At 49.1% G+C, this 14,428-nt stretch carries 11 protein-coding genes; 1 reads left to right on the top strand and 10 read right to left on the bottom strand.

What is annotated here, in order from left to right:
- Positions 1–3: 3 nt before the first annotated feature.
- Complete coding sequence (locus BZG81_RS07990; RefSeq protein WP_077669111.1) at positions 4–1,128, bottom strand: flagellin; 1,125 nt, start codon at positions 1,126–1,128, stop codon at positions 4–6.
- 263 nt (positions 1,129–1,391) lie between these two features.
- Positions 1,392–2,534 carry a flagellin gene (locus BZG81_RS08000; RefSeq protein WP_021023046.1) on the bottom strand — a complete coding sequence of 381 codons (1,143 nt, stop codon included), beginning with the start codon at positions 2,532–2,534 and terminating at the stop codon, positions 1,392–1,394.
- Positions 2,535–3,004: 470 nt separating this feature from the next.
- Between BZG81_RS08000 and BZG81_RS08005 the strand changes: the two genes are divergently transcribed.
- Positions 3,005–5,107 carry a tetratricopeptide repeat protein gene (locus BZG81_RS08005; RefSeq protein WP_077677133.1) on the top strand — a complete coding sequence of 701 codons (2,103 nt, stop codon included), beginning with the start codon at positions 3,005–3,007 and terminating at the stop codon, positions 5,105–5,107.
- 104 nt (positions 5,108–5,211) lie between these two features.
- Here BZG81_RS08005 and flgL read toward each other — a convergent pair whose 3' ends face one another.
- From flgL to flgE, 8 genes are all read right to left on the bottom strand, one after another.
- Positions 5,212–6,405 (bottom strand): flagellar hook-associated protein FlgL, encoded by a 1,194-nt coding sequence (gene flgL / locus BZG81_RS08010; RefSeq protein ID WP_077677134.1) that lies wholly within the window; start codon positions 6,403–6,405, stop codon positions 5,212–5,214.
- Between the two features lie 12 nt (positions 6,406–6,417).
- The gene (gene flgK, locus BZG81_RS08015) at positions 6,418–8,295 is read right to left on the bottom strand and encodes a flagellar hook-associated protein FlgK (protein WP_077576575.1); all 1,878 of its coding nucleotides are present in this window, start codon (positions 8,293–8,295) and stop codon (positions 6,418–6,420) included.
- 170 nt (positions 8,296–8,465) lie between these two features.
- Positions 8,466–9,416 carry a flagellar assembly peptidoglycan hydrolase FlgJ gene (flgJ, locus tag BZG81_RS08020; RefSeq protein ID WP_077677135.1) on the bottom strand — a complete coding sequence of 317 codons (951 nt, stop codon included), beginning with the start codon at positions 9,414–9,416 and terminating at the stop codon, positions 8,466–8,468.
- 9 nt (positions 9,417–9,425) lie between these two features.
- Positions 9,426–10,514: a flagellar basal body P-ring protein FlgI gene (locus BZG81_RS08025; RefSeq protein WP_021023040.1), complete on the bottom strand. Its 1,089-nt coding sequence runs from the start codon at positions 10,512–10,514 to the stop codon at positions 9,426–9,428.
- A gap of 25 nt (positions 10,515–10,539) precedes the next feature.
- Positions 10,540–11,337: a flagellar basal body L-ring protein FlgH gene (locus BZG81_RS08030; protein WP_443216187.1), complete on the bottom strand. Its 798-nt coding sequence runs from the start codon at positions 11,335–11,337 to the stop codon at positions 10,540–10,542.
- Between the two features lie 25 nt (positions 11,338–11,362).
- Positions 11,363–12,151 carry a flagellar basal-body rod protein FlgG gene (flgG, locus tag BZG81_RS08035; RefSeq protein WP_021023038.1) on the bottom strand — a complete coding sequence of 263 codons (789 nt, stop codon included), beginning with the start codon at positions 12,149–12,151 and terminating at the stop codon, positions 11,363–11,365.
- Positions 12,152–12,173: 22 nt separating this feature from the next.
- Positions 12,174–12,923 (bottom strand): flagellar basal body rod protein FlgF, encoded by a 750-nt coding sequence (locus BZG81_RS08040; protein WP_077460296.1) that lies wholly within the window; start codon positions 12,921–12,923, stop codon positions 12,174–12,176.
- 170 nt (positions 12,924–13,093) lie between these two features.
- The gene (gene flgE / locus BZG81_RS08045) at positions 13,094–14,407 is read right to left on the bottom strand and encodes a flagellar hook protein FlgE (RefSeq protein WP_077460295.1); all 1,314 of its coding nucleotides are present in this window, start codon (positions 14,405–14,407) and stop codon (positions 13,094–13,096) included.
- Positions 14,408–14,428 lie beyond the last annotated feature (21 nt).

Below are 14,428 nucleotides of genomic sequence, written 5' to 3' on the forward strand. Positions count from 1 at the left end.
TGGTTAACCGAGCAAGCTCAGTGCCGCTTGTGGCGCCTGCTTGGCTTGCGCCAAAATCGAGGTACCAGACTGCTGCAGAATTTGCGATTTGGTCAAGTTCGTTGTTTCTTTCGCGAAATCAACATCACGGATTCGGCTGTTCGAGGCCGATACGTTTTCATTGACGTTATCCAAGTTCGCAATTGTATGGCTCAAACGGTTTTGCTTCGCACCCAATTCAGCACGGTGAGAGTCGATAAATTGCATCGCATTATCGATCATACCGACCGCTTTTTGTGCGCCACCCATAGACGAAACATCCACATCTTTGATGGTTTCATCCACTTTGGTTCCCATGGAGAGCGACGTAGCCAGCGCCCCTGAGAAGGTTGCATCCGAACCTGCCCCAGTGACAATTTGCAGCTCACCGTCTTCCGTCACCGATGCACTGAGTTTATCGTCAGCCTGACCATTAATGTAGGTGGCGATTTCTTCAATGTCATCACCCGCTTTGGCGTTCACATTGATGGATGTTGATGTGCCATCCGCATTGGTGATGTTGATTGCCATGGTTGCACCGGCAGTAGCTGTCCACCCTGCTGACTTACCATTCGCAGCCGTAAAGCTAGCGCCACCCATTTCACTGTGGTCAGCGCGGATGTTTTTGAACTCCATCATCACCGCTTCACCAGCATCAGCACCTACTTGGAACGAACGCGTACCAAATGTGCCGTTGAGAAGCTTAGCACCACCGAACGAGGTGGTTTCTGCGATACGGTTCAACTCATCTTGTAACGCCACAACCTCTTCTTGGATTGCACCACGCTCAGCATCACCGTTTGCACCGTTAGCGGATTGCAGTGACAAGTCACGCATACGTTGCAAGATGTTGCTTGACTCTTCCATCGCCCCTTCAGCGGTTTGCGCCATTGAGATACCGTCATTGGCATTTCGAACAGCCACACCCAAGCCACTACTTTGTGCCATCAAGCGGTTAGAAATCTGAAGACCTGCCGCATCATCTTTAGCACTGTTGATACGAGAGCCGGATGACAAACGCTCCATTGAGTTGTTCAGCGCATCGGTTGAATTATTCAAAAATCGCTGAGCTGTCATCGCAGGGACGTTAGTGTTAACAGTAATAGCCATAACTATTCTCCTTAGGTTCTAGGTCCGGCTTCGCCCAGCTGACCAGGGAAAACCAGTGTAAAATTGTTCACAACCCATGTAGCGGCGCACGTTGAGAAAGCTTTAGCTTTTTTGTTGTGCGTGTCGGTATTAATACCGATGCCGTATGGCGCTATGAAGGTTAACGCCCAAAGGAGAGATATCTTTAGTGGGATTTTAATAAAAATTGGCATAAAAAAAGCGGCAACCGCTTGCCGCTTTTTTTTACCTGTAAAAACGAGAGGTTATTGCAGAAGGTTCAATGCTGCTTGCGGCATCTGTTTGGCCTGAGCCAGCATCGAGGTACCCGCCTGCTGTAGGATTTGACCTTTGGTCATTGCCGTCGTTTCACGTGCAAAGTCTGTGTCTCGAATACGACTGTTTGAAGCCGACACATTTTCCTGGATATTCGACAAGTTGCTAATGGTGTGGCTGAGTCGATTTTGCTTCGCGCCCAAATCCGCCCGCTGACTGTCGATATAACGCATCGCCGAATCGACAACGCCAACAGCCATTTGAGCACCACCGACATCGGACACATCGAGGTCTGCCGCTGTCACTAAGTCACCGTTACCCGAAACCATGCCCAGAGAGGCGGCGAGTCCACCACTAAAATTGACGGCGCCTGCGACTTTATTCTCTTCAATAAAGATTTGCAGCTGTCCTTCCTCGTCAACGGACGCGGTGAGCATTTCATCTGACTGACCGTTGATATAGCTTGCCAGCTCTTCCACATCATCGCCTGCTTTCGCGCCGATACTTAAGCTGACGTTTTCACCCTCTTTCGTGGTAAATTGCAGCTGTAATGTCGAGGCTGCACCATCCACTTCCCAGCCAGCTGATTTGGGTTGACCACCAACAAATTCTACGCCACCCATACGGAAATCATCTGCACGAATGCTCGAGAGTCCCATAATGATCGCTTCACCGGCATCCGCACCAATTTGGAACGAGGCTTCACCAAACGAACCATTCAGTAATCGACGTCCACCAAAGGCTGTCGTTTCTGCAATTCGGTTCAGCTCATCTTTCAGTGCCTCGACCTCTTCTTGGATAGCCACACGTTCAGATTTACCATTAGCACCGTTAGCAGATTGCAAGGAAAGGTCCCGCATACGCTGCAAAATATTGGTAGACTCTTGCATAGCCCCTTCGGCAGTCTGGGCAATCGAGATACCATCATTGGCGTTCCGCATTGCCACATCAAGCCCTCGAGTTTGGGCCACTAATCGGTTAGATATCTGCAAACCCGCCGCGTCGTCTTTAGCACTGTTGATTCGGCTACCTGACGACAGACGTTCCATTGAATTGTTCAACTCATCGGTCGCTTTATTCAGGTAACGCTGCGCAGTCATCGCAGACACGTTGGTGTTAACTGTTACACCCATTTTGCTCTCCTTTGACTTTCGCTTGCTTTGCGAAACAGCCTACCCGCGACGTGTTGCACTGTGTAATGGCGGTGCTGCGGGAACAGCTTGTTAATCAGTTTTAGTCTCAGCCCGTTCAAAAACTGGCCGCTTGGTTGATTAAATACAATATATGTGCCAACTTTTTAAAATATATCCAAATCAGTATCTTACTAGATTTTTGTTGTATAATAGAGCGCAATAATGACAGCGGAATCTGCCGATTTTCTGTACCAGCGGCAATATAGCGGCAACGCCTCGCCTTCGGTTGCCGGCATGACCGGTCTATCGCTTGTCGATGTACGCTTGCAAATAGGCGGCCAACTCCGGTAACGACTGAGCTAGAAGGCATATTTTTTGCAGATATTGTTTGCAGATAGATAACACTCATCATCCCACCAGCGTCTGGACACTAAGTCGAGGCAATCATAAATAACAGGACGAAGTCACTGATGACGCAAGAAAACGACGGTCAAACGAATATGACGCTGGATGACGCGTTCCAGCTCGGTATTCGCCTCTATCAAGACGGCAATAAAGTCGATGCACGGCAAGTTTTTGAACAGATACTGAGCCAGGCGCCAGATACCGTTCCCGTGCGGCAGGTTCTCGCCGTATTAGATGCGGAACAAGGGCAATATCGCCAAGCGATGACACATCTTGAACATGCCCTTGCGCTCGCGCCTGATGATCACTCTCTGTTGTTCGACAAAGCGCAACTGCTCACCCAGCAAGGCCACAACAAAGCGGCCTTAGACATTGTCGACGCTTTGTTTGCCGCCGCTCCCACCACCCAAGATATCCTTAGTTTACGTGAACAATTAACCGCAAAACTTGGCTTGCAAGGTGAGAGCCGTCGTACACATGCTTTGCGTGATGAATTGCATCAAATTAAAAATCAAGGTCTGGCTGAGGAAATCAACAAAACCATGGCGTTGGCCGCTAATTTGATGAAGGATGGCCACACGGCACAAAGCGAACAACTTTATCAAACGATACTAACGCTTGAACCCGACTACCCTCCTGCATTGATGGCGTTGGCTCAGCATGCGCTTGATGAACAAGAATACGGTAAGGCCCAGCAGCTCTTATTACGCGGTAATGACAAAGCGCAATCTCATCAAGTGTGGCAACTGCTTTTGGTAAGAGCAGAGTCAGGGCTCGGTGCGTATACAAGCGCTCGCCAACGCTGCTTGCAAGCCCATAAGCAAACTCAAGATCCAGCCTTTTTGCACCAACTGTTGGTGGTGTATCTCAAGGAAGCCAATTGGTTGGAAGCGAGTAAACTGGCCAAGCAATGTTTGCGTGATGACCCCGAGCGCGGAGAATTACACTATGCCTATGCCCGTGCTACCTTCGAGCGACTCAAGCAGCATCATCAGTTTACGCAAGATAAATTGACCGATTGCTACCAGATCCACGAGAAGGCTCTCGTTCATGTCAGCGATAAACAAGCGAATACCTTAAATGCACAATTAGGCGAGCTCGAGTGGTATATGGGAAATATCGATCAAGCCCAACATCGCCTAGAAACGTTATTAGCGGCGCAACCCGATGATCATGCGCTGCGGTTTAACCTTGCCTTTGTCTATCGTACCCAAATGGCGTGGGATAAGTTTTACTCGGCGAATGAAGCAGGACTTGATTGCGGCCGTCGACTCAAATACCACGGTGATTTACCCCGTTGGGATTTGTCGCGACCACAAACCGATGCCGTACTCATTATGCCTGAGCAAGGTGTCGGGGATGAACTCGCCTATTTTCATAACGTGGCAATGGTGGTTGAGCGTGCTCGAAAAGTGTACGTTGGCTGCGATCCGCGTCTAGAGCCCTTACTAAGTCAAGCATTTCCAAGTACAGAAATTGTGCCGATTTCTCGCAAAGATGGAAAAGATATTTTCGTCCCTGAGCATGTTCTCGCTGACATTGATAGTTGGGTGGCCGGTGGATCACTGGCAGGGTTGTGCTATCACCACTTTGACCGTCATCTTTATCAGCAAACCTATATTGTTCCTGATGTCGCACCCCATGCGCCTTGGATAGCACCGTTAGCTAAATTGCATCAGAAAGGGCCTGTGTTTGGGCTATGCTGGCGCAGTGGTCTTGCGGCTGCCACCCGTAACATTCACTACTTGGTGGCTGAAGAATTAGCAGGCTGGATAAAAGCCGTTCGCCAGCTTTGTCCTAGCGCCCAGTTTGTCAATTTACAATATGGTGAGTGTGAAAAAGAGCTGAGTAAAATCAAAAAACAAACGGGCGTTGAGATCGTGTCACTGCCCGGATTGGATCTTAAAAATGATTTTATGGGGACCGCGCATGCGATCAAACAGCTCTCGGGGGTATTTACCGCGGGGACAGCGGTGCATCGGCTGACGGTTGCCGTCGGCACACCTTGCTATGTGTTTTTTGCCGGCCATAAAGAGAGCGATATACAAACGCCAGAGTCGATGCCGGGCTACGCAGAGTATGCGTTTAGTTATCCGCCAATGATCAAAGACAAACAGCCACTGCTTGATGCGATAGCACGCCGTATGGTTGACGATCTCGGTCGGTAAAAAGGGGGGAATCACCCTCTACCAATAAAAACGGGGCCGCTGAGACGGCCCCGTTTTTTATTCACCCCTGGTACCTTGCGGTAACCTAAGGCTTCAACCTTGGGTTAGATATAATTAAACAACGAAAGATCTTTAGTCTTAGCAAATGCCTGCTGGGACGCTTGCAGTGCCAGCATATCTTCGTTCATATCGATGGCGGCTTGGGTATAATCTAAATCTTCCATGGTACCCAAAGAGCGATTCAACACTAATTTAAAATCTTTATGCATGCTTTCTTGTCGATCGAGCGTGGTCAACCGCGTTCCCACTTCTGAGCGTGCTTTGTTCAAGTGTTTAAAGGCGGCTGAAAACTGCTCAGTGACTTGATGGAGCTCTGCCGTGGCCGAGGCATCATCGATATCCGCATACGATAAAGCCGCACCATTTTTAAACGCATCGAAGATATTGAAGCTATCTTGTCTTTCTAAGTTAATAGTATCACCCGGCCTCATCTCACCTTCAAAGGTCATTTTGAGCGTGTTCCACTCAATGCCGGTTTGCGGATCGTAAAGGCCAGCACTGACTTCGGTGCCATCTTGCATCAGTGAGTACGTGGTATCACCACTCGCATTCACATCAAACGACACCGAATAGTTGGCCGTATCAGCATCATTGCTATTTTCCGCGTTTGCCAGCAACAGCAGAGATCCATCTTCAAGATCGTATTCCGGTTGATAATCGCCAAAAGGGTTATCAATTTCCATAAACATCTTATCGCCGGGATCGGAGGTCGGCACTTCTACTGCAGGCGCTACTTGAGCCGTACGAAAGTAACTGTCGCCGGCATAACGGACATTGCCTTGGGTATCACGATAAAAAGGCTGGGTACTGGTTTGGGTGCCGGAGAACAAGAAGTTGCCTGACTCGTCCTTGGTGTTCACCAAGTCCATAAAGTTATCAAACATTCCTTGCAGATCTTGGCGGTGCGCAGTGCGGTCTTCCACCGATAACGAACCATTAATCATCGCCATCACTTTACGCTTGGCGCCATCCATGATTTGCTCTGATTCATCAATAGCGATCTCTTCACGTGTTTGACGATTTCTCGCCAAGGTGATCGAATCAATAAACTGATCAATCTGCTCATCTTGCTGGCGAAAGTTCTGAATATAGATTGATGAGACGGGGTCATCGCCGGATGTGATCACACGTTTTCCGGTCGCCATTTGCTCCTGATTATCTTGCACCTTTACATTTTGGCGCATAATGTCGTTGGAGACAGATTGGTAATTATGAAAACTAGCAATACGACTAATCATACTGATCGACCCTTATCGCGTTGCATTGAGCAGAGAATCAAAGGTTTCATTGGCCGCAGTCATGATGCGTGACGCCGCCATATAAGCGCGTTGAAACTTCATCATATTCGCCGCCTCTTCATCAAGGTTAACCCCAGACACTTGGGCGACACGTCCTTCTGCCGCATCATGTTCAACCATACTCACATCCTGCAAACGCTCATACGACGCTTTTTGCACCCCTAAATCGGTACTCAGCCCTTCATAGACATCAAGCACGGTGGAGCGGCCATTATCCATCAACTTTTGCGTTTGCAACTCTTGCATGCGAATTAAGTTACTGTTGTCGCCATCCGCCGGGATCAAGCTTACGGCCAAGACATCGTCAGGCACCGCTTTATCATTAAGATCAATCACGGTCCCATTCACGTCTATCGGCCCACCAGGTGGATAAGCTTGAGGCGCAACCAAGATTTGACCTTTGGTGTCTGTCACCGCAAATTGGCTGCCATCCGGTGAGATTCGAACTTGAAATTCTTTTTGTCCGCCACTTTGCAGTACACGGACGTCGCCCTCACCTTTACTCACCGAGCTACCACTAATATAGCTTTGTGCGGCAATATCAGCAGGATCTTCCATCGCCACCCGCATTTGCCCTGCCGCTGACCGTGCCGGGCGAATTAATACTCGCTCATTGGCCGCCAATCCTGCATCAATTTGAACACGCATTCCGTCCACATTGAAGCTGGGAGGCGTACCACTAGGGGTAACGGCGGATTGTTTGCCGTCTGGGGCGGTCAGCGTATATTGTGTGCCATCGAACTTAAGTTGATAGTCACCCGGTTTAAGCTTTTGCAAATCATCGATATAAACTTTAAGGTCCGCGGTGGAGTCACCGTTTTGAACCACGCGAGAACGGGCGATGCGATCACTGTTAAAATCGGTAAAGATATTTTTGCCCACTTCACCATTAAGATCGAAGCCTTGTCCCTGCAAATCATTCAACGCCTGAGAAAACCCAATCGACATTCGGCCTAACTCGTCACGCGCTTGGCTGAGTGTGTCATCACGGTACTCAAATAATGCACCAAGTTTACCGCGAATATCGCTATTCGAAATGGCTTTCACACTCTTACCTTCAACGAGGGCTAAACGACGCTCTTGATGATCCGGCTCACCCGGCAAGGTAGTTAACTCACTGCTATTCATCCCGGATACCAGCATATGGCCACTGCCAATGATGACATTAAAAAGACCATCTTCGCGTGCATTCACGCTTACCTGGGTGTACTCAGACAGCTCTCGGATCAATTTATCATGACGGTCCAATAGGTCATTAGCTTCGGCGGGGGTTTTAAGTATTGCCTTATGCACATCCACCAGCTCTTGGCCGATGTCGTTCATTCGCTTTACCGTGGCATCAATTTGTGACGAGGTATCAATTGATTGCTGCTGTAACACGCCATAAACGTCATTCATGCCGGCAGCGACCATTCGCGCTTTTTCGAGCACGACTTTTCGCGCCCCCATATCACTGGGGCTATCAGTTAACCCTTTAACCGCGCCGTAGAATTCATTCATGTTTTCAGGAATTTTTTTGGCTGAATGCGCCATCATATCGTCGAGTCGACCGAGTTGATCGTTGCGCGCGGCGGCGTGAGACAAGTTCGAGGTCGCCACATTCAGTTCATTAACCGCGAACTTATCATAGTTACGGCGTACCGCAGCAGCATGAACACCGGTACCGTAATTGTTGCCACCCCAAAATTGCGGATCATTGGTTTGTTGCTCAACGGATTGACGGCTATACCCTTCCGTATTCACGTTAGAGATATTGTGACCTGTTGTATTCAGCTGTCGCTGCGCAGTCAGTACGCCTTGCGATCCAAGGGAAAGCAGGTCCAAGCCCATTGTGCCTCCAAGTAACCCGGCAATTAAAACGAGATAATCAAAGTAAAGCAAAAATCAGGCCAGAGAAGGTAGAGGGGTTTTAAAGCGATGTAAAACAAGATTTTAACTGATTTAAAGGCATCAAAAATCAAGCTGAAATAAAAAACGGCAAGCCTTTGCCTGCCGCTCAATTACTCCATCATGCCACGGACTTGATCGAGCACACGGATAACTTTGTCGGCATACTCAGGATCAGTGGCATAGCCCGCTTGGTGGAGTTCGCGAATAAACTGTTCAGGTTGCGCAGATTGAGACAGGGCTTGCTCATAACGGGGGTTTTCTCGTAAAAACGAAACAAAATCATCAAAACTCTCTTGATAGGATGGATACGCGCGGAAACTCGCCGTTTCTTTCACCGGGATCCCATCATACACTTCGAGTGTTTGCGTCGCGACTTTGTCTCCGCTCCAGCGTGGATCCGCTTTAATATTGAACAAGTTATGGCTGCTATCACGGGCATTGGCGATCACTTTTTTACCCCAGCCGGTTTCCAAGGCAGCTTGTGCTAAAATGATCGCTGGATCAGTGCCGAGTGCCCGTGCCGCGCGTCGTGCATGAGGCGCTAAGGTATCAACAAATGCGGCAGGCGAATCAAAGCCTTCATTACGTTGTCCCGCCTCACTTCCCGCTGCCGGTGGGGCAATCGACTGGCTATCCAGCGCAGCAATCGCTTTTTCTGCCGCCTCTCGACTTCGATTTTGATCCAAAGGCAAAGATTGCGCCGATGTGCGCGCCGCATCTTCCAAGTCAGGTTCACTATCGCCCAGAGCCTGGCCCAGTTGTTCCACAATCATATCAGCCAGCCCCAGCGATCCCTCTCGGCTGAGTTCACTTGCCATTTGTTCGTCTGCCATTTGCTCATAAAACTTAGAGGTGCGATCGTCGATGAGATCGGACTCGAACGCTTCATTGGCATCACGCATTGATTTAAACAGCATCTGGGTGAACAAGGCTTCAAATTGCTCAGCCGCGGAGCGTAATGCGGCACTTTTATCGCCATCGCCATTCTTAGTCGCTTGACGGCGCAACGAATCAAGCTGGCTAATATCGTGTACAAATTGACTATCAACAGGAGATTTCATTGCTGTCCCTTATATGACTATCAACTGGCCATCGATGGCACCCGCTTGCTTTAGCGCTTGCAAGATGGCCATCAAGTCTGAGGGGGCTGCCCCCACGCCATTGACTGCGCGAACTAAATCGTCCAAGGTCACGCCTGGTTTAAAGTGGAACATTCGCCCTTCTTCTTCTTCGACATTGATCTCGGTATCCGGTGTGACTACCGCTTCCCCACCACCGAGTGGGTTGGGCTGATCGACATTAAAGTCTTCTTGAATCGAGACGGTCATGCCGCCATGCGTAATTGCAGCTGGACGAAGGCGCACATTTTGTCCCACCACAATGGTGCCCGTACGAGAATTGACGATGATTTTAGCCGCACCATCTCCAGGTTGAAATTCAATATTTTCTAAGGTGGATAAAAACGCGACCCGCTGGCTCACATCACGTGGCGCTCTGACACGCACCGACGTAGCATCCATCGCAGACGCTGTTGATGGTCCTAGAAAGCGGTTAATCGCATCCGCCATACGTTGAGCGGTGGTAAAGTCGGATTGAAAAAGATTAAAGGTAAGGTGATCACCTCGACCAAATGGATTCGGCACTTCGCGCTCGACCGAGGCTCCGTTCGTGATTCGCCCCACAGTAGGGGTATTCCCCACCAGTTGTGAGCCATCGGCCCCCGTGGCACTAAACCCACCGACAATTAAGTTGCCTTGTGCGGTGGCATAGACGTTGCCATCCAGCCCTTTCAGAAAGGTTTGGAGCAAGGTTCCCCCTCTTAAACTTTCCGCCGAGCCAATCGATGACACAGTCACGTCAAGTTTTTGACCCTGTTTGGCAAACGCAGGGAGGTCTGCGGTCACTGCGACTGCGGCGATATTGTCTGATTGAGGGGTTGTATCAGTAGGAAGTTCGATACCAAAGTTATTTAGCATCGACTTAAAACTTTGGTCAGTAAAATCAGTGCTTTCACCTGTCCCCGGCAAACCGACCACTAAACCATAGCCCGTCAACGTGTTACTCCTGACCCCAGCAACCTCGGCAACGTCTTTTATTCGAGCCGCAAGACTTGGTGTGGCTACAACCAGCAAGACTATCGATAACAACCACTTTTTCACGTCAACTCTCCGTCACAATATAGGGCTACAAGGTGACATTAAAGAATCGTGCCAACCAGCCTTGTTCTTGGGTATCTTGTCGCTCGCCGGTACCGGAATATTGAATTCTGGCATTGGATATACGGGTTGAAGCAATGGTGTTATCCGGACCAATATCGGCGGGTCGAATGGTACCGCTCAAGCGAATGTATTCATCGCCTGAGTTCAGCGTTAACCATTTTTCGCCGCGCACCATTAAGTTGCCATTGGCCAACACATTAATCACTTGTACCGAAATAGAGCCTTGCAGACTATTACTTTGATCTGCCGATGAAGAACCCGTTGATGAATTATCATTGCTCACTTCATACGACAAGGTGCGCTCACCAATGGTGATTTCTTCCCCTCCTAAGGACAGAGGATCCATGCTCAAGTCGTTTGACTTGGCCAAATCGGAGCTCGCACTTTTTTGAGCCTGAGTGTTTTCCTCAAGCATGACCGTCACGATATCCCCAAGTCCACTGGGTTTTGAGCCATTATATAAATCACGCTGTTGGCTGGTATTAAACAGAGACCCTGTCGCCGTTGCATAGTGCTCCGGAGGCTGTTGCGGGCGAATCGGAGACCAAGACGGATCGTCAGCTTTGGGATCTTCACGTTGACGTAACAAACCAATCAAGCCCTCACCTTCCGGTGTTGTATCGCCTTCAACCGCATCCGTGGTCGAGGTGGCTTGGTCAAGATCACTGCCTGTATCTTGCTGCCCCGGCAATGAACAACCGCCCATCCCTAGGAGCGTGGCAAAGAAAAGGCCCGATATTAATCCACGTTGCACCGTCATCATTGCCCCCCTTATACCTTCACCATGCTTATAACTGTTGATTTACGTAACTGAGCATCTGGTCAACGGATGAGATAACTTTAGAGTTCATCTCATAAACACGTTGGGCTTCGATCATATTGACCAGTTCTTCGGTCACATTGACGTTTGAAGTTTCGAGCATCGATTGTTTTACTTCGCCAAACCCATTCAGGCCTGGTACGCCTTCTTGCGGATCACCACTGGCGCCTGTGGGTAGGTAGATATTCTGACCAACCGGCTCCAAACCACCTGGGTTAATAAAATCCACCGTCGTGATTTGACCCAAGACTTGGTTTTCTTGCTGACCGCGCAAACGGACAGAGACTTCGCCATCCGTGCCGACGGTCACCTGTACAGCATCATCCGGTATCGTGATTTCAGGCTCCAGTGTATAACCCGACCCTGAGGTAACGATAGTCCCCTCATCGTTGAGGGTGAACTGACCATTGCGTTGGTAACCCATGTTGCCGTCGGGGAGCAACACTTGGAAAAAGCCATCGCCTTCGATCATCATGTCGAGCGCATTGTCTGTTGTTTGTACATTACCATTGGTATGGACACGCTGAGTGGCAACGACCTTTGACCCTGCCCCCAACATCAAACCACTCGGCAGCTCTGTGTTCTGAGATGATTGGCCGCCCGGTTGATTAATGTTTTGATAAAAAAGATCTTCAAATACCGCGCGTGACTTTTTAAAACCGACCGTTGATGCGTTGGCTAGGTTATTCGAAATCGTCGAAATATTAGTTTGCTGCGCATCAAGTCCGGTTTTGCTGACCCATAATGCTGGATGCATAATTACTTCCTCTTAATAAACCTTAGCCAAGCCGCAATAACGATGAAGACGACTCGTCCATTTTTTCTGTGGTTTTCATTAACTTCACTTGCATTTCAAAGTGACGTTGCAAGTCAATCAGCCCCGTCATTTCACCCACTGCGTTAACGTTACTGCCCTCTAAAGCTCCCGTTTGTAACGTCACACCTGCATCCGCTGGAAATACGGTGCCAGGTTCTTTGGGCTTAAATACCCCATTTTTATCTTTGAAAAGGTCTTGGTTATCTGGACGAACGAGTTTAATTCTATCCACCACTTCCATAGCATCAGGCGGCGCCCCCTGGGGCAATACCGAGACGCCCCCCTCTTTTCCGACTTCAATTCTTGCCGCCGGCAAAGGAATAAAGATCGGCCCGCCATTTTCACCCAAAATGAGATTGCCGTTACTGTTCTGAAGTAACCCAGTTTGATCCACTTTCAAGTGACCGGCACGGGTGTAGCCTTCTTGGCCTTGGCTGTCTAATACCGACATCCAGCCTTCACCTTGAACGGCCACATCAAGATTACGGCCGGTTGTGATGGTGGAGCCTTGCTCGAAGCTATAACCAGGTCGCTCAGTCATATTAAAAACTCGGCTTGGTAATCCCTCACCGTAAGCTTGCATAGAGCGTGACTGCTCAAGATCAGCTCGGAATCCCGTGGTACTGACATTGGCTAGGTTGTTGGCGCGCAACTGCATTGCCTGCATATCTTGCTTAGCGCCACTCATGGCGAGGTATAACGCGCGATCCATATTGGTTGCCTCCACAATCGTTCTGTAGGTAACAAAGCAAGGAGCGTGCCATTAATTAAATGCATGTTTTTTCAGAAAGATAGAAAGAGAAAATCAAGAAAGGGGAGATAAAAGCAGTAAACGAAGGCGAGGACTTGCCGCCTGACGGGCAGGCGGCAATAAAAGCGAGCTTAACGGATTTGCAAGATATTCTGTTGCATCTGGTTACTCACTTCCAGCGCTCGCGAGTTCGCTTGGAAATTACGTTGCGCGGTGATCAAATCGACCAGCTCTTGAGTCATATCGATATTAGATTGCTCAATGGTCCCGCTTTTCACTTGACCAAATGCGCCTTGCATCGCCTCACCAAAAATGGGATCGCCCGAGTCTTGGGTGATATCCCACTGGGTGTTACCCACCTGTGCTAAGCCTTGCTGGTTGGCAACACGCACCATGCCAACCCGGCCTAATGCGATGTTTTCACCATTACTGTAGGTCGCCATAATGGTCCCTTTCGGATCAATATCGACCTTGGTCAAATAGCCTGTCGTCGCCCCATCATCAGAAAATTTGCGCATCTCAAACGGCGCGGCATACTGAGTCGGGTTATCAAAGTTGAGCGTGAGCTGCTGATCACCGTTGGCACCGTTCATCTCTAATCCAGCGCCTGTTGGGCCCAAGGCATCGGTCACGATCGGATTACCGCCATTAATATTGTTCACTGAACCATCTGAGTTAAAGTCGATGGTGTGACCAACCTGTCCAGTGGCATTGGTTGAATTGCCACCTTGGATATTCACCGGCTTTTCACCTTCAGGATCCGTCATGGTGTAATACACAGACCAGCTATTGGGATTGGCCGGATCGTTACCTTTCACATAATACGTCGACAACTTATACGGCTGACCAAGCGAATCATAAACCGTTGCAGAGGTTTGCTTGTTGTAGGTTTCAGGGTCTTCAAAATTAAACTGGGTCGGATCTTTTTGCGCACCGCCGGCTGGTAAGTTCAAACCAATATCAACATTTTGTGACGCACGAGGCTGACCAAACTGATCCGGTACATTAAGAGACTGAGGCTCATAAGAAGAGACCTGCTGGGTATCAGGATCGACATTGTAACCGAGCAAGTACTGACCTTCGGAATTGATAATGTCGTTATTTTTATCAAGGTGGAAAGCACCGTTGCGGGTTAAATGGTAATCATTGTTTTGCAGCTTGTCATTTGACACACCGAAGAAGCCATTGCCGCTAATCCGCAAATCGAGCGGATTATTGGTATAAATACTCGAGCCTTCGTGGAATTGCTGCGCCACGGTCGATGTTTGAACACCTGTGCCGTTGGTAGTCTTCGAGTTTGAGAAGATCGACGTCGAATACACATCACCAAACTCTGCGCGAGATTCCTTAAAGCCATAGGTATTGGCATTAGAAATGTTGTTACTGGTGGTGTTCATGTCTTTCTGGGCCGCACCAAGGCCACTTAACGCAATATTAAAACCCATTGCTTTTCACTCCTAATAAAT

Source organism: Salinivibrio sp. MA607 (genome assembly GCF_001996245.1).
GTDB classification, from domain to species: Bacteria; Pseudomonadota; Gammaproteobacteria; order Enterobacterales; family Vibrionaceae; genus Salinivibrio; species Salinivibrio costicola.